The sequence below is a fragment of the Streptomyces sp. NPDC012508 genome (assembly GCF_042902595.1).
Classification (GTDB): Bacteria; Actinomycetota; Actinomycetes; order Streptomycetales; family Streptomycetaceae; genus Streptomyces.
This window is the reverse complement of sequence record NZ_JBIBEO010000017.1, coordinates 1-21856: the sequence shown is the minus strand read 5'-3', so window position 1 is coordinate 21856 and position 21856 is coordinate 1. Positions and strand designations below refer to the sequence as shown.

Annotated in this window: 4 protein-coding genes; all 4 read right to left on the bottom strand. The window is 74.6% G+C overall.

Features of this window, described 5'->3' with window-relative positions; all coding sequences use genetic code 11:
• Positions 1-15: 15 nt before the first annotated feature.
• A complete protein-coding gene (locus ACFY8U_RS35705) occupies positions 16-17331 on the bottom strand; it encodes a type I polyketide synthase (RefSeq protein WP_389576277.1) in 17316 nt (5771 codons plus the stop codon).
• A gap of 242 nt (positions 17332-17573) precedes the next feature.
• Positions 17574-19436 (bottom strand): hypothetical protein, encoded by a 1863-nt coding sequence (locus ACFY8U_RS35700; protein WP_389576276.1) that lies wholly within the window; start codon positions 19434-19436, stop codon positions 17574-17576.
• Positions 19421-20212, bottom strand: a complete 792-nt coding sequence (locus ACFY8U_RS35695; protein ID WP_389576275.1) for an ABC transporter ATP-binding protein — start codon at positions 20210-20212, stop codon at positions 19421-19423. The genes ACFY8U_RS35700 and ACFY8U_RS35695 overlap by 16 nt, the downstream gene beginning before the upstream one ends.
• A gap of 318 nt (positions 20213-20530) precedes the next feature.
• A partial coding sequence (locus ACFY8U_RS35690; protein WP_389576274.1) for a beta-ketoacyl reductase occupies positions 20531-21856 on the bottom strand: 1326 nt, incomplete at its 5' end.

Here is a 21856-nt window from a genome sequence, read left to right as displayed (position 1 = left end):
GGACCGTACGTGTCATCAGGACTTGCCGAATTCTTTGTGGATCAGGTCGAAGAGGTCGGACGCGCTGGCCGACTCCAGATCGATCTCGCCGTCCCCGGCCTCGGGACCGGAATGAGCAGGGGGTGCGGCGGTCGTGGTGCGGAGCCGGTCGGCGAGTTCGCGCAGCCGGGCGAGCAGGACCACCGTCTCCTCGGCGTCGGGTGGGGTCTCGAGGAGCCCGGCCTCGAACTTCTCGAGCCGGGCGACCGCGCTCTCCGAACCCACCGCGTCGGTGGCCGGGTCCGGCCCGACCACGAGGTGCCCGCGCAGGTACGCGGCGAGAGCGGCGGGGGTCGGGTGGTCGAAGGCCAGGGTCGCGGGCAGGGTCAGTCCGGTGGCGGCGTCGAGCATGTTGCGCAGCTCGACGGCCATCACCGAGTCGGTGCCCAGGTCGCGGAACTGCCGGTCCGGGTCGATGGCGGCCGGGGTGCGGTGGCCGAGTGCGGCGGCGGTCCGGGAGACGACCAGGTCGAGCAGGATGCGCTCCTGTTCCGCCTGCGGCGCCCGGGCGAGCCGTTCGGCCAGGTCCGCCCCCTTACCCTGCCCGTCGGCGACGGGCGGCGCGGGCCGGGGTGCGGCGGGCAGCAGGTCGAGCAGCCGCCCGCCGCGCCCGGCCTCCAGCACGGGGCCGAAGCGGCTCCAGTCGATGCCGGCCACACAGACCGTCGTCCGGTCCTCGGCGAGGGCCTCGTCGAACGCCAGGAGGGCCTCGTCCGGCGGCAGCGGTGTCACTCCGGTGCGCTGCTGCTGCTCGCCCGCCGCCGTGCCCGCGCCCACGCCCGCGCCCGCCCACGGGCCCCACGCGAGGGCCGTGGTGGTGCGCCCGGCGGCGCGGCGCCGCTGGGCGAAGGCGTCCAGCGCGGCGTTGCCCGCGGCGTAGGCGGCCTGCCCGAGGTTGCCGACGACACCGGCGAAGGAAGTGAACAGCACGAACCGGTCGAGTCGGTGATCGGCGGTCAGCTCGTCGAGGTGGCGGACGGCCGCCAGGCGCGTGTGCAGCAGAGCCGCGACCCCGTCGGGGCCGAGTGAGCCGATCACGCCGTCGTCCACCGTTCCGGCCGCGTGGACGACGCAGGTCAGCGGCAGTTCCTCCGGTATGCCCGCGAGCAGCTCGGCGAGCGCGGCGCGGTCGGCGACATCGCAGGCGGCGAGGGTGACGCGGCTGCCGAGCGCGGTCAGTTCTGCGGCCAGTTCGGCGGCTCCGGGCGCGTCCGGGCCCCGGCGTCCGACGAGCAGCAGGTGCGGGGCGCCCTGCCGGGCGAGCCGGCGGGCGGTGTGGGCGCCGAGGGCTCCGGTGCCGCCGGTGACCAGCACCGTGCCGGTCGGCCGCCATCCGTCGGCCGTACGGCCCTCGCGGCGCGGGGCGCCCTGGACGAGACGCCGTCCGAGCACACCCGTCCGACGGATCGCGACCTGGTCCTCGGCCCCGTCCGCGCCGAGCAGCGCGGCCAGCCGTACGCCGGTCCGGTCGTCCCACTCGGCGGGCAGGTCGACCAGCCCGCCCCAGGTGCGGGGCATCTCCAGGGCCGCGACCCTGCCGAAGCCCCAGACGGCCGCCTGGTCCGGGTCGGGCCCGGGGTCGTCCGTGGAGACCTGCACCGCGCCCCGCGTGGCGCACCACAGCGGACCTGCCACACCGGCGTCGTCGAGCGCCTGCACGAGTACCACCACGGAGGGCAGGCCGCCCGCGCCGGGCGGCAGGGCCAGCACACCGGTCGGCATGGTCTCTTCCGTCGCGGCGCGCAGCCGGGCCGCGAGGTCGACACGGTCGGTGCCGCCGGGAACGACGACGACACGGGCGCCGGCACGGTGCAGCGCACGGCCCACCTCGTCGGCCTCCGCGTCTCCGCGCTCGTCCCCGCCCGGCGGGGTGACCAGGAGCCACGTCCCGGTGGGCCGGGCGGCTCCGTCGGTCACCGGAACCCAGGTCACGTCGTACTGTCCCTCGCCGGCAGCGGCGCGGTGTGCCGCCGGCACGGCCTGGGGCCAGAAGCGGGTGTGCTGGAAGGGGTAGGGCGGCAGGGTGATGGGCGGAGCCTCGGGGAACGCCGCGGCCAGGTCCACCGCCGTCCCCTCGACCCACAGCCGGGCCAGGGCGGTGAACAGGGACTCCGTCTCCGAACGGTTGCGGCGCATCACGGGTACCGCACCGGGGACGAGCCCGCTCAGGGTCCCGTCGGGGCCGAGTTCGAGGTAGCGGGTGTGCTCGGTGGTGAGGGAACCGATCGCGTCGGCGAAGCGGACGGGCTCGCGGATCTGGCCGACCCAGTAGTCCGGGATCGCCAGGTCGCCGGGCGCCGTGGCGACGACGGGGATCGTCGGGGAGTGGTACGTCAGCGACTTCGCGACCGTCGCGAACTCGTCGAGCATCGGCTCCATGAGGTGCGAGTGGAACGCGTGGGAGACGGCCAGCCGCTTCACTCGTACGCCCTCGGAGCGCAGCCGCTCCTCCAGTACGTCGATCGCGTCCGCGTCACCGGAAACGGTCAGGGAGGTGGGCCCGTTGACGGCTGCAAGGTCCACGCCGTCGGGCAGCTCAAGCCCGTCCTCGGCCGCCTCGACGGCCAGCATCGCACCGCCCGACGGCAGCGCGTCCATCAACCGACCGCGCGCCGAGACGAGAACGCACGCGTCCTCCAGGGACAGCACCCCGGCCACATGTGCGGCGGCCAGCTCACCGATCGAATGCCCCACCAGCACGTCCGGGGTCACACCCCAGGACTCCACCAGACGGAACAACGCCACCTCGACCGCGAACAGAGCAGGCTGCGCGTAGCCGGTGCGATCCAGCGCCTCACCGTCTCCGAACACCACGTCCCGCAGCGGCCGTTCGAGGTCCACCCGCGCACACACCGCGTCGAAGGCGTCCGCGAACACCGGGAAGGCGTCGTACAGCTCACGCCCCATCCCGACCCGCTGCGCACCCTGCCCCGAGAACAGGAACCCGGTCCGGCCCTCGCGCACCGTGCCCAGGATGGTCCCGGCGGCCGGTTCGTCCGCCGTCAGTGCCGTCAGGCCGGCGGAATAGCCGGCGATGTCCTCGGCGAGCACGACGGCGCGATGTGCCTGCCCGACGCTCGTCGTGGCGAGCGCCCGGCCCGCCGCGACGGCGGGGACGCCAGGGGTGTCGTCGCACAGCGTCCTGAGCGCCTCTGCCCGGGCGCGCAGTGCCGCGTCGGAGTGGGCCGAGAAGGCCCAGGGAAGCACGGAGTGCTGGGCGGGCGCCGACTGCACGGCGACATCGGCCTGCTCCAGGACGACGTGGGCGTTCGTGCCGCTGATCCCGAAGGAGGAGACGGCCGCCCGACGCGGCCTGCCGGCCCGTGGCGTCCACGGGGTCGCCTCGGTGAGCAGGCGCAGACTGCCCTCGTTCCAGTCGACGGCCGGTGACGGCTCGTCGGCGTGCAGCGTGCGGGGCAGCACGCCGTGGTGCATCGCCAGCAGCATCTTGATGACGCCGGCGATGCCCGCCGCCGCCTGGGTGTGCCCGATGTTGGACTTCACCGAGCCCAGGTGGAGGGGTTCCGTGCGGTCCTTGCCGTACGTGGCGAGCAGGGCCTCCGCCTCGATCGGGTCGCCGAGTCTCGTGCCCGTACCGTGCGCCTCGACCGCGTCCACGTCCGACGGCCACAGTCTGGCCGAGGCCAGCGCGGCGCGGATCACCCGCTGCTGCGCGGGGCCGTTGGGGGCGGTGAGGCCGTTGGACGCGCCGTCCTGGTTGACCGCGCTGCCCCGCAGGATCCCGAGCACACGGCGGCCGTTGGCCCGTGCGTCCGAGAGCCGCTCCAGCAGCACCAGTCCGACGCCCTCACCCCAGCCGGTGCCGTCGGCGGAGGCGGCGAACGCCTTGCAGCGCCCGTCGGCCGCCAGGCCGCGCTGGTGGGCGAACTCGAGGAACGCGATGGGCCCGGCCATGACCGTCACACCGCCCGCGAGCGCCATCGAGCACTCCCCCGACCTGAGCGACTGCGCCGCCAGGTGCAGGGCGACCAGCGACGACGAACACGCCGTGTCCACCGTGATCGCCGGACCCTCGAGCCCGTACGTGTAGGAGATCCGGCCGGACAGCACGCTGGCCGCACTGCCGGTGGCCACGTGGCCCTCCAGGCCCGACCCAACGGCCGGGAACAGACCGGCGTAGTCCTGTCCGTTGGTGCCCGCGAAGACGCCGATCCGCCGGCCCTTGAGGGAGGCGGGGTCCAGGCCGGCCCGTTCGAAGGTCTCCCAGGAGGTCTCCAGCATCAGCCGCTGCTGCGGGTCCATGGCGAGCGCCTCGCGCGGGGAGACGCCGAACAGGTCCGCGTCGAAGCCGGCGGCGTCGGGCAGGAACGCGCCGCGGCGGGCGAAGTCGGGGGCGTCGCGCAGGTCCCACCCGCGGTCCGCGGGGATGTCGCCGACCAGGTCGAGTCCCTCGGTCAGCAGATCCCAGAACTCCTCCGGGGTGGCGGCGCCGGGGAACCGGCAGCCCATCGCGACGATGGCGATCGGGTCGTCGGCCGCGGCGGCCGCGGTGGGGACGGGGGATGCGGCCGGGGCGGCGGCCTCGGCCGCGCCGGTCAGTTCGGCGCGCAGCCGGGCGGCGAGGGCGGCCGGTGTCGGGTGGTCGAAGATCAGGCCCGCCGGGAGCGGGAGTCCGGTGGCGGCCCGCAGGGCGTTGCGCAGTTCGACGGCGGTGAGCGAGTCGAAGCCCAGGTCGCGGAACGCCTTGTCGGGCGCGACGGTGGCCGCAGTGCCGTGGCCGAGCACGAAGGCGGCCAGGGTGCGCACCAGGTCCTCGGTGATCCGGCGCCGCTCGCCCTCACCGGCGGCGGCGAGGCGTGCGGCAATGCCGGTGGCTCCGTTCGGGTCCTCGGCGCCGTCCGGCGGGCCGGCGACGACGAGTTCGCGGAGCAGCCGGCTCGGACGCGCCGCGGTGAACCCGGACGCGAACCGTTCCCAGTCGACGTCCGCGACGACCACGGCCGCACCGGCCGCCCCGTCGCCGGCCGCCTCCGTGCCGTCGAGCGTCCGGCCGAGGACGGTGACGGCGAGGTCCGGAGACAGAGGGGTGAGCCCGGAGCGGCGCAGCCGCTGGGTCAGGGCCTCGTCCTCGGCCATGCCGGTCTCGGCCCACGGCCCCCAGCCGATCGAGGTCGCGGGCAGTCCCTGTGCACGGCGGCGCTCGGCGAGTGCGTCGAGGTGTGCGTTGGCGGCGGCGTAGTTGGCCTGGCCCGCCGTGCCCACGGCACCGGTGAAGGACGAGAAGAGGACGAACGCGTCGAGCGGGAGGTCCCGCGAGAGGACGTCGAGGTTCTCGGCTGCCAGCGTCTTGGACCGTAGGACCTGCTCGAAGCGGTCCGGGGTCAGGCCGTCGAGCACACCGTCGTCGAGCACACCGGCGGCGTGGACGATGCCGGTGATCGGGTACTGCTCTGGTACGCCGGCGAGCAGCGCGGCGAGCGCGTCACGGTCGGTGATGTCGCACGCCACGGCCGTCGCGGTGGTGCCCGCTGCGGCCAGTTCGGCGACCAGCTCGGCGGCGCCGGGCGCCTCCGGTCCCCGCCTGCCGACGAGCAGCAGCCGGGTGTGGCCCCGCGCGGCGAGCAGACGGGCCACCTGGGCGCCGAGCGCGCCGGTGCCGCCGGTGACCAGTACGGTGCCATCGGTGCGGGGCCCGGGGACGACGGCGAGCGCAGGGGGCGAGGCGGCGACGAGACGGCGCGCGTAGACGCCGTCGGCCCGGACCGCCACCTGGTCCTCGACGTCGCCGTCCCCGTCGCGCGCCCTGCCAGTGGCGAGTACGGCGCACAGCCGGTTCCCGGCGCGGACGTCCAGGGTCTCGGGCAGGTCGAGCAACCCGCCCCACACGTGGGGCAGTTCCAGGGCGGCGACCCGGCCGAAGCCCCAGATCTGGGCCTGGGCGGGGTCGGGCGGGCCGTCGGCGCGGCCGGTCGAGACCGCGCCTCGGGTGAGGGCCCACAGCGGGACGTCGGCGTCGGCGCAGGCCTGGGTGAGCAGGTGCGTGGCGGCGAGGCCGCGGCTGAGGGCGGCGCCCTCGTGCAGGGCCCTCGTGTCCGTTCCCAGCAGCGAGACGACGCCCGCCAGCTCTCCGTACGAGCGCAGTCGCTCGGCGAGAGCGGCCCGGTCGTCGCCGAGGTGCGGCAGGCCGAGGACGGTGGCTCCGCCGCGCCGCAGCGCGTCGGCGATCTGCGCGCCCGTGCTGTGCTGGGTGTCCGTGCTGGCCGTGCTCTGCGTGCTGCCCGTGCTGTCCGTGCTCCGCGTCGTGTCCGTGTTCTGCGTGCTGTCCGTGGTGTCCGTGCCGACGACGAGCCAGACGCCGTCGAGTACGGCGGGCGCCGCGGCGACGGGCCGCCACACGGTCCGGTGGTACCAGGAACCGACGGTCGCCTCGGTGCGCCGGCGATCGTGCCAGGACGAGAGGTGTGGCATCAGTCCGGCCAACCCGCGCCGGGCGTCGTCGTCGGGCAGACCCAGGGTGTCGGCGAGCCGCTCGACGTCCCGCCCGGCGACGGCCGTCCAGAAGCCGGCCTCGGCCTGGTCGCGGCCGGCCGAGACGCCTACGTCGGCGACGGCGTCGGGCCAGTAGCGCTCACGCTGGAAGGCGTACGTCGGCAGCTCGACGGGACGGCCCCCGAGCGGCGCGAAATACGCCCCCCAGGCGACGTCGGTGCCGTGTACGTACAGGGTGGCGACGGCTCGCAGCAGCGCAGCGTGCTCGCCCTGACCGGAGCGCAGCGCGGGGACGGCGGTGGCGTCCTCGGCGATGTGCGGGACGAGAGCCGCGAGGGTGGCGTCGGGGCCGAGTTCGAGGAAGGTCCGGGTGTCGGTGAGGGAGGCGACCGCGTCGGCGAAGCGGACGGGCTCACGGATCTGACCGACCCAGTAGTCCGCGGTCGCCAGGTCGCCCGGCGCCGTGGCGACGACGGGGATCGTAGGAGCGTTGTACGTCAGCGACTTCGCGACGGTCGCGAACTCGTCGAGCATCGGCTCCATCAGACGCGAATGGAACCCGTGCGAAACGGTGAGCCGCTTCACCCGTACGCCCTCGGAGCGCAGCCGCTCCTCCAGTACCGCGATCGCATCGACGTCACCGGAAACCGTCACCGACGTCGGCCCGTTGACCGCCGCGAGGTCCACACCCTCGGGCAGCTCAAGACCGTCCTCGGCGGCCTCCACGGCCAGCATCGCACCGCCCGAGGGAAGCGCGTCCATCAAACGACCACGCGCCGAGACGAGAGCACACGCGTCGTCCAGAGAGAGGACCCCGGCCACATGCGCGGCGGCCAGCTCGCCGATCGAGTGCCCGACGAGGACGTCCGGGGCGACACCCCAGGACTCCACCAGCCGGAACAACGCCACCTCGACCGCAAACAAAGCAGGCTGCGTGTACGCCGTACGCGCCAGCAGCTCCGCATCCTCGCCGAACGCGACGTCCCGCAAAGGCAGTTCGAGGTCCACCCGTGCACACACCGCGTCGAACGCCTCGGCGAACACCGGGAACGCCTCGTACAGCTCACGCCCCATCCCCACCCGCTGCGCACCCTGACCCGAGAACAGGAAGCCCGTGCGCCCGGACGACGCGACGCCGGTCGGCGCGTTTCCGCGCCCGACCGCGAGCGCGTCGAGTTCACGCAGGAGTTCCTCGCCTCCCGTTCCCAGGACGACCGCCCGGTGCTCCAGCGTCGTACGCCGGGTCACCAGCGAAAGACCGACGTCAGCCGGCTTCTCGGCCTCGGCCGTGGCGCGCAGCCGGGCCGCCTGGGCGCGCAGGCCTTCCGGTGAGGCGCCGCTGAGCACCCAGGGCACGAGCGTGTCCGGCATCTGGGGCAGCGGGTGGCCGACGACGGGCTCGTCCGGTGCCTGCTCGATCATGGTGTGCGCGTTGGTGCCGCTGATCCCGAACGACGAGACCGCCGCGCGCCGGGGCCGCCCGGTCGTCGGCCAGGGCCGCTCTTCGGTGAGCAGCTCCACGGCACCCGCCGACCAGTCCACGTGCGGCGAGGGCGCGCCCGCGTGCAGGGTGCGGGGCAGCACGCCGTGTCGCATGGCCATGACCGTCTTGATGATGCCGCCGACGCCTGCCGCCGCCTGCGTGTGTCCGATGTTGGACTTCAACGATCCAAGCCACAGGGGCTGTTCGGGGTCCCGGCCGCGTCCGTAGGTCGCGAGCAGCGCCTCCGCTTCGACCGGGTCGCCGAGCTTGGTGCCCGTACCGTGCGCCTCCACCATGTCCACGTCGTCGGGGTTCAGGCCCGCGTCGGCGAGAGCCGCCTTGATGACGCGCTCCTGGGAGGGGCCGTGGGGCGCGGTGAGGCCGTTGGACGCGCCGTCCTGGTTGACGGCCGACCCGCGCACCACGGCCAGCACCTGGTGCCCGTTGCGCCGGGCGTCGGAGAGCCGCTCCACCAGCAGCACACCGGCGCCCTCGGACCAGCCGGTGCCGTCCGCGTCCGCCGAGAAGGACTTGCAGCGACCGTCGGGCGCGAGCCCCCGCTGCTTGCTGAAGTCCACGAAGACGCTGGGCGTGGACATCACGGTGACGCCCCCGACGAGGGCCATCGAGCACTCGCCCGCCCGCAGGGACCGGGCGGCCAGGTGCAGGGCGACCAGGGACGACGAACACGCCGTGTCCACGGTGACGGCCGGACCCTCGAGCCCGTACGTGTACGCGATCCGGCCGGACACCACGCTGCCCGCGCCACCGGTGGCCCGGTATCCCTCGGTCTCCGGAAGGGTCTCGGCGGCAGCCGCGTAGTCGTGGTACATGACGCCGGCGAAGACACCGGTGTCACTGCCGCGCAGAGCGGCCGGGTCGATGCCGGCCCGCTCGAAGGTCTCCCAGGACAGCTCCAGCATCAGCCGCTGCTGCGGGTCCATCGCCAGCGCCTCACGCGGCGAGACGCCGAAGAGCCCGGCGTCGAAGGCGGCGGCGTCGTGCAGGAAGCCGCCGTGCCGCGCGTAGGTGGTGCCGGGGCGGGACGCGTCGGGGTCGTGGAGACGTGCGAGGTCCCAGCCGCGGTCGGTGGGGAATCCGGAGATGCCGTCGCGTCCCTCCCTGACCATGCGCCAGAGTTCCTCGGGGCTGTCCACACCGCCCGGGTAGCGGCAGCTCATCGCGACGATGGCGATCGGCTCGTCCGTCGCGGCGGTACGCCGGGGGCGCGGCGTGGTGGTGGTGGCCGCGGCTCCGCTCAGCTCCTCGCGGAGGTGGGCCGTGAGCGCGGCGGGGCTGGGGTGGGAGAAGACGAGGGTGGCGGCCAGCCTCAGCCCGGTGGCGGCGGCCAGGCGGTTGCGCAGCTCGACGCCGGTGAGGGAGTCGAACCCGAGGTCCTTGAAGGTTCGGTCGGCATCCACGCGCGTACCGGAGGAGTGACCCAGCACGGCCGCGACTGTCGTCCGTACCAACTCCTCGACGGCACGCGTCCGCTCGGGCTCCGGCAGCGCGGCGAGGCCGTCGGCGTCCGCCGCCGGGCCGGCCGCGGCGGCCGAGCGGAGCACGGGGCGCGCCAGGTGCCGCAGCAGCGGCGACACCGATCCCTCGGGGGCGGGCTCGGCGGCCATGGCCAGGATGTGCGCGGGCCCGGCGGTCGCGGCCGCGTCGAGGAGCCGTACGCCTTGGTCGGGGTCCAGTGCGCCGCCCAGTGCGGCGAAGCGTGCGCGGTCCGCCGTCCCGAGGCCGTCGGCCATGCCCCCGGCCCCGCCCCACAGCCCCCAGCCCACGGCGACGGCGGGCAGCCCCTCGGCTCGGCGGCGGGCGGCGAGGCCGTCGAGGAAGGCGTTGGCCGCGGCGTAGGACGCCTGGCCCGCGGTGCCGAAGGAAGCGGCCACGGACGAGAACAGCACGAAGGAGGTCAGGCCGAGTTCGCGGGTCGCCTCGTCGAGGAGAGCCGCCGTCTCGGCCTTGGGGCGCAGCACCGCGGCGACGCGTTCGGGGGTCAGCGAGGTGAGCAGGCCGTCGTCGAGGACGCCTGCGGTGTGGACGACGGAGGTGACGGGGTGGTCGGCGAGCACCCGGTCGAGGTCGCGCCGGTCGGCGGCGTCACCGGCGACGACGGACACGGTGACGCCCTGGGCGGTCAGTTCGGCGGCCAGCTCGGTGGCGCCCGGCGCCTCGGGGCCGCGCCTGCTGAGCAGGACCACACCCGTGACCCCGTGTGCGGCGGCCAGGTGGCGGGCGACGCGGGCGCCGAGCGCCCCGGTGCCGCCGGTGATCAGCACGGTGTCGTGCGGGCCCCACGGCGGGGTGGTGCCGGCTCGCAACCGGGCCGCGCGCGGAGTCAGCGGGGTGCCGGAGCGGAAGGCGGTCTGGGGGGTGTCGCCGGGCAGGCCCGCGGCGAGCGCGGCGGCCGACGCGGCCGTACCGTCCAGGTCCACCAGGCCGAATCGGCCCGGGTGTTCGGTCTGTGCGGACCGCACCAGGCCCCAGACCGCGGCGGCGGCCGGATCGACCGTCTCGCCGTCGACCGTGGCGACGGCGTTCCGTGTGACGACGACCAGCCGGCTGGCGGCGGAACGCTCGTCGTGCGCCCAGTCGCGGAGCAGACCGAGGACGGCGGTGACCGTGTCATGCGTGCGCCGTGCGAGTGCGGCGCCGGCCGCGAGCGGCTCCGGGCCGGCGCCGACACAGGCGAGCACGGTGCCGGGCACGGCCTCCGCCTCCGCCAGGGTGCCCAGGCCGCGCAGACCGGTCACCGCGGTGACCGTGTCGAGCAGCTCGGTGCTGCCCACGGGCACGGCCACGAGGGGCACTTCGCGCTCCCCGTCACCGGCAGGAGTCCAGTCGACGTCGTAGAGCACGCCCGTGGACGCGGCGGCCAACCGGTCGGCGGTCACGGGCCGGAAGGCGAGTGACCGCGCCGTCAGCACGGGCGCGCCCGCCGGGTCGGTGAGGCGTACCGCGTACTCGTCGGGACCGCGCCGGGTCAGCGTCACGCGCAGCGCCGTGGCGCCGTCGGCGTGCCGGGTCACACCGGACCAGGCGAACGGCAGCAGGGCGGTGCCGTCCTCGCGGAGCAGGCCGGCGGCACCGAGCGCGTGCAGCGCGGCGTCGTACAGCGCGGCCTGCGGCCCCTCGGGCAGCTCGACCTCCGCGTGCACGGTGTCGCCGTCGCGCCAGGCTGCGCGCAGGCCCCGGAAGGCGGGGCCGTAGGAGAGTCCGTACGCCGCGAGTGTGTCGTACTCCGGTGGGGTGGCCGTGCCCGTGGATGGCCAGCTGTCGCCGGGTCCGGGGTCCGCCTGGGGCGGGCGGACGGGCTCCAGGGTGCCGACTGCGTGGGTGGTCCAGGGCGCCCCGGTGTCGCCGTCGGGGCGGCTGTGGATCTCGACGGTCTGCCCGGCCACCGTCATCTGGAGCTGGGTGCCGCCGTGCTCGGGCAGCACGAGGGGCTCGCTCACGATCAGCTCGGCGAGTCCGGGCAGCCCGGCCCGGCTTCCCGCGTGCAGGGCGAGATCGACGAGGGCGGTGCCTGGCAGCACGATCCGGCCGTGGACGACGTGGTCGGCCAGCCAGGGGTGGGTGGCGGGGCCGATGACGCCGGTCCAGATCTGCCCGCCGTCGCCCGCGAGCGGCACGACGGCCCCCAGCAACGGGTGGCCGGCCACGGCCAGACCGGCGACGGCCAGTGCGGTGGTGGAGAGCACGGGGGACGTCCAGTAGCGGGTCCGCTGGAAAGCGTAGGAGGGCAGCTCCACGGGACGAGGGCCGCCCGGGCCGGCGACGGCTGCCCAGTCCGGCGCCACGCCCCGGGTCCACAGCGCGGCGGCGGCGGTGAGCGCGGAGCCGACATCGCCCTGATCGCGGCGCAGCGCGGGGACGGCGGTGGCGTCCTCGGCGATGTGCGGGACGAGGGCGGACAGGGTGGCGTCGGGGCCGAGTTCGAGGAAGGTCCGGGTGTCGGTGAGGGAGGCGACCGCGTCGGCGAAGCGGACGGGCTCACGGATCTGACCGACCCAGTAGTCCGCGGTCGCCAGGTCGCCCGGCGCCGTGGTGACGACGGGGATCGTCGGAGCGTTGTACGTCAGCGATTCCGCGATGGTCGCGAACTCGGCGAGCATCGGCTCCATCAGACGCGAGTGGAACGCGTGGGAAACGGTGAGCCGTTTCACCCGTACGCCCTCGGAGCGCAGCCGCTCCTCCAGCGCACCGATCGCGTCCGCGTCACCGGACACCGTCACCGACGTCGGCCCGTTGACCGCCGCAAGGTCCACACCCTCGGGCAGCTCAAGCTCACCCTCGGCGGCTTCGACGGCCAGCATCGCGCCGCCCGACGGCAGCGCATCCATCAAACGGCCACGCGCCGAGACGAGAGCACACGCGTCGTCCAGAGAGAGGACCCCGGCCACATGCGCGGCGGCCAGCTCGCCGATCGAGTGCCCGACGAGGACGTCCGGGGTGACACCCCAGGACTCCACCAGCCGGAACAACGCCACCTCGACCGCAAACAACCCCGGCTGGGCATAGACCGTCCGGTCCAGCGCCTCGCCGTCCTCGAACACGACGTCGCGCAGCGGCCGTTCGAGGTCCACCCGGGCACACACCGCGTCGAACGCCTCGGCGAACACCGGGAACGCCTCGTACAGCTCACGCCCCATCCCCACCCGCTGCGCACCCTGACCCGAGAACAGGAAGCCCGTAGGTCCGGACGCCGTGACGCCGCGGAGCACGCCCGCCGCGTCGTGGCCCTCCGCCAGCGCGCCGAGGCGGGCCGCCAGTTCCTCGCGGTCGGCGGCGAACACAGCCGCGCGGCGGTCCAGGGAGAAGCGGGTCGTGGCCGACGAGCGCGCTATAGCGGCCACCGGTACGGTCGGCTCGGCGTCCAGGAAGGCCCGCAGCCGGGCTGCCTGGGCGCGCAGCGCCGCATCGCCGCGCCCGGTCAGGAGCACGGGAAGGGCCGGGCCGGATATCGGTCCCTCATCTTCCCGGGGGGTCGGTTCGGGTGCCGCCTCGATGACCGCGTGAGCGTTGGTGCCGCTGATCCCGAACGACGACACGGCGGCCCGATACGGCCGGTCCGCGGGTGGCAGGGTGACGTGCTCAGTGAGCAGCCGCACCGCGCCCGACTCCCAGTCGACGTGCGGTGACGGCTCGTCGGCGTGCAGGGTGCGGGGCAGCACGCCGTGCCGCAGCGCCATGACCGCCTTGATGACGCCGGCCACACCGGCCGCGGCCTGGGTGTGCCCGATGTTGGACTTCACCGACCCCAGCCACAACGGGCTGTCGGCCAGACGGTTCTGGCCGTACGTGGCGAGCAGCGCCTGCGCCTCGATCGGGTCACCCAGGCGCGTACCCGTACCGTGCGCCTCGACCAGGTCCACGCCCGAGGGGTCCAGGCCCGCGGCCGTCAGCGCCGCCCGGATGACGCGCTGCTGCGCCAGGCCGTTGGGGGCGGTCAGACCGTTGGACGCACCGTCGGAGTTGACTGCGGAGCCCCGTACCACGGCCAGGACGCGCTGCCCGTCGGCCAGCGCGTCGGACAGGCGGCGCAGGACCAGCACGCCCGCGCCCTCGGACCAGCCGGTGCCGTCGGCCTCCGCGCCGAACGCCTTGCAGCGGCCGTCGGGAGAGAGCCCGCCCTGCCGCGCGAACTCGGCGAGGACGCCGGGCGTGGCCATCAGGGTGACACCGCCGGCGAGAGCCGTGGAGCACTCCCCCGCGCGCAGCGCCTGTGCGGCCAGGTGCAGCGCCACCAGGGACGACGAACAGGCCGTGTCCACGGTCACCGCCGGGCCGTCGAACCCGAAGGTGTAGGCGATGCGGCCGGAGGCGACGCTCGCGGTGGAGCCGGTCAGCAGGTAGCCCTCGGAGCCCTCGGCGGGCTCGTGCATCCGGGGGCCGTAGTCCTGGGCGGTGGCGCCGATGAAGACGCCGGTGCGGCTGCCGCGCAGGGCGGCCGGGTCGGTGCCGAGCCGTTCCAGGGCCTCCCAGGAGGTCTCCAGGAGCAGCCGCTGCTGCGGGTCCATCGCCTGGGCTTCGCGCGGTGAGATGCCGAACAGTTCGGCGTCGAAGCCCGCGATGTCGTCCAGGAACCCGCCGGAGGAGGGAAGTTCGGTGTCCAGTGCGTCCAGGGACGGCTGCCAGCCCCGGTCGGTGGGCAGGTCGCCGAGCACTTCGCGGCCCTCGCTCAGCACGTCCCACAGCGCCGCGGGCGAGTCGATGCCGCCGGGGAAGCGGCAGGCCATGGCGACGATGGCGACGGGTTCGCCGGGGTCCACGTGCTCCGCGGGGGCCGTGCCGTGCGGCAGGCCGTCGGTGTCCTCGCCGCGCAGCGTGTCGCACAGGTGACGGGCGACCGCGGCCGGGGTCGGGCGGTCGAAGAGGTAGGTGGGCGGCAGGGTGAGGCCGGTGGCGGCGGCGAGCCGGTCCCGCAGTTCGACCAGGGTCAGGGAGGCGAGTCCCAGAGCCTTGAAGGTCAGCTCCGGGTCCACGTCCGCGGCCGCGGTGAACCCGCCGACCACGGCGGCGTGGGACCGGACCAGTTCCAGCACGGTTCCGCGGGCGGACTGCGGTGAGGTGGCGCGCAGTTGCCGGCGCAGCGGGTCGTCCCGGTCGGTGGCGGTCTCCTGGCCGGCGGTGGCCGGTGCGGCGGTGTCACGAGCGGGCTCGCCGGAGCCGGTCCACTGCGCGGCGGCCGTGCCGGGCCGCCAGTGGCGTTCGCGCTGGAAGGCGTAGGTGGGCAGGTCCACGATGTCGCCGGGCGGGACGGGCAGGCGGACGTCGCGGCCGTGGGCGAGCAGTTCGGCGGCCGAGCCGAGGAGCCGGGTCAGGTTACCCTCGCCGCGCCGCAGCGAGCCGACGACCGCGGTGCCGGGTACGTCCAGTTCGGCCAGGGTGTCGCGCACGGCGGGCACCAGGACCGGGTGCGGGGTGACCTCGACGAGGAAGCGGAAGTCCTCCTCGGCCAGTCGCCGGACGGCGGCGGAGAACTCGACGGTGGAGCGCAGGTTCCGGTACCAGTAGGCGGCGTCCAGGCCGGCCGTGTCCGTCCACTCTCCGGTGACGGTGGACAGGAACGGCACCTCGGACGTGCGGGGCCGGATGCCGGCCAGTGCCGTCATCAGCTCGTCGTGGATCCGTTCGACGTGCGCCGAGTGCGAGGCGTAGTCCACCGGTATCCGCTTGGTCCCGACGCCGTGCGACGCGCACCGTGCCGCGAAGTCGTCGAGGGCGCCGTCCGGCCCCGACACCACGATCGCGGCCGGCCCGTTGTCGGCGGCGAGCGAGAGCGCGGGGTCGTCGTCGAGCCACGGGCGGACCTGGGCCGCCCCGGCCTGCACGGACAGCATCCCGCCCTGCCCGGCCAGGGCGCGCAGGGCGCGGCTGCGCAGGGCGACCACCGCGGCGGCGTCCTCCAGCGACAGCGCGCCCGCCACGCAGGCCGCGGCGATCTCGCCCTGGGAGTGTCCGGCGACGGCGTCGGGCTGGACGCCCAGCGACCGCCAGGTCTCGGCCAGGGCCACCATCACGGCGAAGAGCGCGGGCTGCACGACGTCGACCCGCTCCAGCGTGGGGGCGCCCTCGGCGCCGCGCAGGACGTCCGTCAGTGAGAAGTCCGTGTGCGGGGCGAGCGCCTCCTCGCAGGCGTGGATGGTACGGGTGAACACCTCGTCGGCGTCGAGGAGTCCGGCGGCCATGGCGGGCCATTGGGAGCCCTGGCCGGAGAAGAGCATGGCCAGCCGTCCGGTGCGCGCGGTGGCCTCGCTGACGCCCGGCGCCGGAAGTCCCGCGGCGACCGCACCGAGCTGTGCGAGGAGCTTCTCGCGGTCCTCGGCGAGGAGCACGGCGGTGCGGGCGAAGCGTGTGCGGGTGGCGGCCAGCGAGTGCGCCACGTCCGCCACGGTCAGGTCCGCCTCCTCCACCGCGTCCCGCAGCCGGGCGGCCTGGGCGCGCAGTGCCTGCGCGGTGTGGCCGGAGACCACGACCGGCGTGGGCAGCCCGTTCCCGTCGGCGACCGGCGTGGGCAGCCCGTTCCCGTCGGCGGCAGGAGCCGGGGAAGGGACGGCCGGAGCCGTGGAAGCGGCGGCCGGACGGGCCGTCGGGGCGGGCGCCGGGCCCAGCACGAGGTGGCAGTTGGTGCCGCCCATGCCGAACGAGCTGACTCCGGCGAAGCCCTCGCCGCCCAGAGCGCCGGTGTCGGTCTGCACCCGCAGGTTCAGCCGCTCCAGGGGGATGCCGGCCGGTGCGGACCGGAAGTTGAGGCTCGGCGGCACGACGCCCCGCTCGACCGCGAGCACGGCCTTCAGGAGGCCCGCGATGCCGGCGGCGCCCTCCAGGTGGCCGATGTTGGTCTTCACCGAGCCCACAGGCAGCGGCGCGGTGCGTGCGGCGCCGAGGGCCGCGCCGAGGGCCGCGGCTTCGACGGGGTCGCCGACCGGGGTGCCGGTGCCGTGCAGTTCGACGTAGCCGACCGCGTCCGGGGCGATCCCCGCGCGGGCGTGGGCGGTGCGCAGGACGGCCTCCTGGGCCGCGGCGCTGGGGGCGGTGAGGCTGGGGCCGCCGCCGTCGTTGTTGACGGCGCTGCCGTGGATGACCGCGTGGATGCGGTCGCCGTCGGCGAGGGCCCGGGCCAGTGGCTTGAGGACGACGACGGCGCCGCCCTCGCCGCGTACGAAACCGTTGGCGCGCTCGTCGAAGGTGAAGCAGCGGCCGTCCGGGGAGAGTCCGCCGAAGCGCAGCGCGGCGACGGTGCTGTCGGGGGCCAGGATCAGGCTGACACCGCCGGCGAGGGCGAGGTCGGACTCGCCGCGCGCCAGGCTTTCGCAGGCGAGGTGGACGGAGACAAGGGAGGAGGACTGGCCGGCGTCCACGGTGAGGCTGGGGCCGTGCACGCCGAGCGTGTAGGACACGCGGTTGGCGATGACACCGCGCTGCAGGCCGGGCATGGAGTACCGGTCGATGCCGGCGTCGCCCTCGCGGTGCAGAAGGGTGGCGTAGTCGTCCCAGATCGCGCCGAGGAAGACTCCGGTGCGGCTGCCGCTCAGGCCGGCCGGGATGTGCCGGGCGTCCTCCAGCGCCTCCCAGGCGAGTTCGAGGGCGAGGCGCTGCTGGGGGTCGGTGGCGGCGGCCTCGCGGGGGGAGATGCCGAAGAAGGCGGCATCGAAGTCGGCGACGTGCTCGATGAATCCGCCGCGCGGGACTCCGGGCACGCGCGCGCGGTCGGCGGGGGTCTCCGTGATCGCGTCAGCGCCCGCGGCGAGCAGGTCCCACAGCGGTGCCGGTCCGGGCGCGCCGGGCAGCCTGCACGCGTACCCGATGATCGCCACGGCCTCGGAACCACGGGTGTACGTATCCGACATGAATGCCCCGAATCACTCGACGTCGCGAGTTTCACCGGAACCAAGTCTTCCGGCCGACGGCCGGGGCGGGCGCGTACGCGCCAGCCGTGTGGTCCGGCTGCTTCCTCGACTGAAGCACTCCGGACGCTAGCCAGGGCCCGACGGGCGGCCAACCCCTAGCCGCCACGCCGCCGCCCCTAAACCACCTGGCCAGGGGGCGGCGGCGCGGCCGGCTCAGGGGTGCGCGGGCCGGGCGGCGCGGCTCACGCGGCGGCCACCGCCTGGGTACGGCTCTTCTCGGCGCGGTAGAGCCAGTAGGCGGACCAGAAGCCCGAGACGCCGATCAGGACCATGGCGACGATCACCGGCCACTGCCACGGGTCGGAGACGTGCAGCGCGAGGAACCAGACCTTGTCCGGGGAGCCGCTGAGTTTGATCCCCAGCGGCACCAGGCCCTGCGGGAGCAGGCCGACGATGCCGACGGCCATGGCCGTCCACATCAGCGTCTGGCGCTTGGCGGACATCGTCTCGAACGGGGACTTGCCGGCCTCCTCCTCGCTGGTGGCGGTCGACGACGGGGCGCCCGAGCGCATCAGGTGCAGCAGTTCCGGGCCCTGGTCCCGGAGCTTCTTCGCCGCCACCGAGCCGAGCAGCACATGGCTGAGCACACCCGTGAGCAGGGCGACCGGGAGGCTCGCCCACAGCAGCGCGGGCTGCTCCAGCGCGTGGCCCGCCCAGGCGACTCCGAGCGCGGGGCACATGGCCAGCGCGACGAGGAAGAACATCAGGAACGACTGGCCCGTGACATCGCCGTGGTCCATGGGCGAGTTCTTGCTCTTGTGCGGGTCCGGGCCGGGCACCAGGACCGCGACGGAGGCCCAGATCAGCAGGCCGGAACCGCCGCCGAGCGCGGCCAGGTTGCCCGCGAGCGCCCACGGCACCAGGGCGGGGTCACCGTGCACGAGCGAGCCGGCGAGCGTCAGGAGCAGCGTGAGCGGGCCGAAGACGATCAGCCAGGCGAGCTGGCGTGCGCGGACGTCGGCCTTCTCCTTCCCGGGCACCGTCAGGGTCAGCCAGAGGGCGGTGCCGTCCTGGCCGTAGAGGTTGGCACAGGTCGCCGCGGCCATCAGCGCGCCGGCCGCGCCGACGAACGGGAACGCGGCGGTGAAGTCGAAGATCAGCGGGAACAGCGCGGTGATGACCGCGAAGGCCGGGCCGAGCACGATGCTCTGTGTGCGCATCGGGTCGCGCCACCAGGTGCGCAGCTCCTTGAGGCAGATCATCCCGACGTCGCCGCGGAACAGCCGGGGACGCCGTACGGCCTGACGTGCGGAGGAGCCCCGGACGACCGGGCGGGCCAGCCGCTGCGGTCCGAGGAGCGCGCTCCACGCGGCGAACAGGGCCGCCACCAGCGCGGCCAGCGCGGCCAGCGGACCCACCGTCCACAGCCAGTCGCCGCGCCCGGCCGCCTCGACGGCGAGCAGTCCCCAGCTGGAGGGCAGCGCCCGCACCACGGTGGAGAAGGTGGGCGGGAAACCGTACTCGAGGAGCAGGTAGACCCCGATCATCAGCACCCAGGAGAAGGAGCACAGCGAGACGATCGCGGCCGTGACGGTCGCGGTGATGGCGCCGCCGATACGGGACCGGGCCAGGGCGCGGAACAGCAGCGTGACCACCCGGGACAGCATCACCACGAGCAGCAGGAGCAGCACCACTGCGGGGACCGACACCACGACGGCCTGCCAGCTCAGCCGGGCCGCGAAGGCGGTCGTCGCGCCGAACGCCAGCACGGTGATCGTCGTGGTGACGCCGACCAGCGCGGCGGCGAGCAGCCCCGTGGTCAGGGTGCGGCGTGGGATCGGCTGGCGGTGGAAGTGCTCGCCGTTGAGGGCGGGTTCGCCGGCGAAGATCGGGCCGACGATCCAGCCCAGCGCCCACAGCGCGAAGGTGACCGCGAGCACGTCCATCAGCATCCGCGGCTGGGAGAAGTCGAGGAACGCCAGGATGACGGTGGTGACGGCGAGGCAGATCCCGGCGGCCCAGCCCAGGCCGCTGAGGGCCATCTTGGTGTCGGACGTGCTGTGGCGCAGCACGGCCAGCTTCATCTGGATCAGGACGCCAACCACGACAGTCCCTCCCCGCCGCCGATCGTCACGCCGACCAGGTCGACGAAGGTCTCCTCCAGCGAGCGGCCGCCGCGCACCTCGTCCAGCGGCCCCTCGGCGACGACACGGCCCCGGGCCATCACGCCGACGGTGTCGCAGAGCTGTTCGACGAGTGCCATGACGTGGCTGGAGATCAGTACCGAACCGCCGCCGTCGACGAACCGCCGCAGGATCTGCTTGATGGTGGCGGCGGAAACCGGGTCGACGGCCTCGAAGGGCTCGTCGAGCACCAGCATCTTGGGGGCGTGCAGCAGGGCCGTGGCCAGGCCGACCTTCTTGCGCATACCGGTGGAGTAGTCGACCACGAGGGTGCGTTCGGCGGAACCGTCGAGCTCCATGACGGCGAGCAGCTCGTCGGCGCGGCGGTCCACCTCGGCGGCGTCGAGACCGTGCAACTGGCCGAGGTAGGTGAGCAGTTCGCGGCCGGTGAGCCGCTCGGGCATGGCGAGCCCGTCGGGCAGGACACCCAGCAGGCGGCGCGCCTTCAGCGGCTCGTCCCAGATGTCGACGCCGTGGACCTTCGCCGTGCCCGCGTCGGGCCTGAGGAGGCCGACGGCCATCGAGAGGGTGGTGGTCTTGCCCGCGCCGTTCGGTCCGACAAGTCCGTAGAAGGAGCCGGGCCGCACGGTGAGCTCCACGTGATCCGCGGCCGTGTAGTCCCCGAACACCTTGTGCAGGCCCTCGAGGCGGAAGGCGGGTTCCTCTCTCCGGGATTCCCTGCCGGTCGTGTCCGTCATGGTCGTGTGCTGAGTTACGTCGTCCACCGCGTTCCTTCTACGTGAGACACAGGGCGGCCCATCGGAGTGCGGGCCTCTCGGTCCTGCTGGCCATCCTGCCAACGTTCCTGTCGTGCTCGCGAGTTCGCTCACCAGACAGGCCGGAATACGGCGCTCTGCGTCCGCGCGCGTACCGAGTGGGGGGTGCTGAGGGGGCTCAGCTCGGCCGGCTCCTCCGATGGTCCCCGCACCGGTCCGCCGTCAACACCCCCTAATCACGCGAACGCGCCCCTCTAGGGGTGTCGTTTCGTTCACGAGTGCGATCTCTTCGCAGAACTGTCACGGGCTCTCCAGTTCGTTGTCGATGAGGGCGAAGATGTCCTCCTCGGTGGCGTCCCGCAGGTCGGCGTCCTGGCCCTCGTCGTCGTCCGGATCCTGGCCGGCCTGATCGTCCGACCACCGCGCGAGGAGGGCGCTCAGCCGGACCCGCAGCCGGGACCGGTCGCCCGCGGACAACGCGTGGGGTGACGCCTCCAGCTCGTCGAGACCGGCCATCAGCGCGTCTGCCGCTCCGGGCGCGGGCGGCACCAGTTCGGTGCCGAGCCGCTCGGCGAGTGCCTCGGGGGTGGGGTGGTCGAAGACGAGGGTGGCGGGCAGCCGGACACCGGTGACCGCACCGAGCCGGTTGCGCAGTTCCACCGCGGTCAGCGAGTCGAAACCGAGCTCCTTGAAGGGGCGGTCGCGCTCCACGGCTTCCGCCGTGGCGAACCCGAGCACGGCGGCGGCCTCTGCCCGCACCCGCTCCAGCACCACCCGTGCGCGTTCGTCCGCCGGCAGGGCCCGCAGCCGGTCGGCGAAGCCGGTCTCCCCGGCCGGGGCGGCCGCGGTGCGCCGCGGGCCCCGCACCAGGCCGCGCAGCAGGTGTGGCACCTCCGGTCGGCCGGTGAACGCGGCGATGTCCACGGCGCCCGGCAGCACGGCCGGATCGGCCCCGGACAGTGCCGCGTCGAGCAGGGCCGTCCCGTCCTCGGCGGTGGTCACGGGGAGACCGGAGCGAGCGGCGCGCTCCCGGTCGCCGTCGGTGAGGGTGCCGGTCATGCCGGCGCCCACGTCCCACGGGCCCCAGGCGAGGGAGAGCGCGGGCAGTCCGCGGACATGCCGGTGGCGGGCGAGCGCGTCCAGGTAGGCGTTGGCAGCGGCGTAGTTGCCCTGCCCGGGAGTGCCCAGCGCCGCGGACACGGACGAGTAGAGAACGAACTCCTCTGCGTCGGGGAGCAGTTCGTGCAGATGGCGGGCCGCGGTGACCTTGGCCGCGAGCACGGGGGCGACGCGGTCGGGGGTGAGGGCGGTGGCCACGCCGTCGTCCAGGACCCCCGCGACGTGGAACACGGAGGAGATCCGCCGGCCGCGCACCGCGTCGGCCAGGGCCACGGGGTCGGTGATGTCGCAGGCCACGATCTCGGCGTCGGCTCCGGCCGCCCGCAGGTCCGCCAGCAGCTCGGCCGCGCCGGGGGCGCCGGGACCGCTACGGCTCAGCAGGAGGAGCGAACGACTGCCCCGTGCGGCGAGATGGCGGGCGGTGAGTGCGCCCAGTGCCCCCGTGCCGCCCGTGACCAGGACCGTGCCCGCCGCATCCCACTCCCGCGGCACCGACAACACAACCTT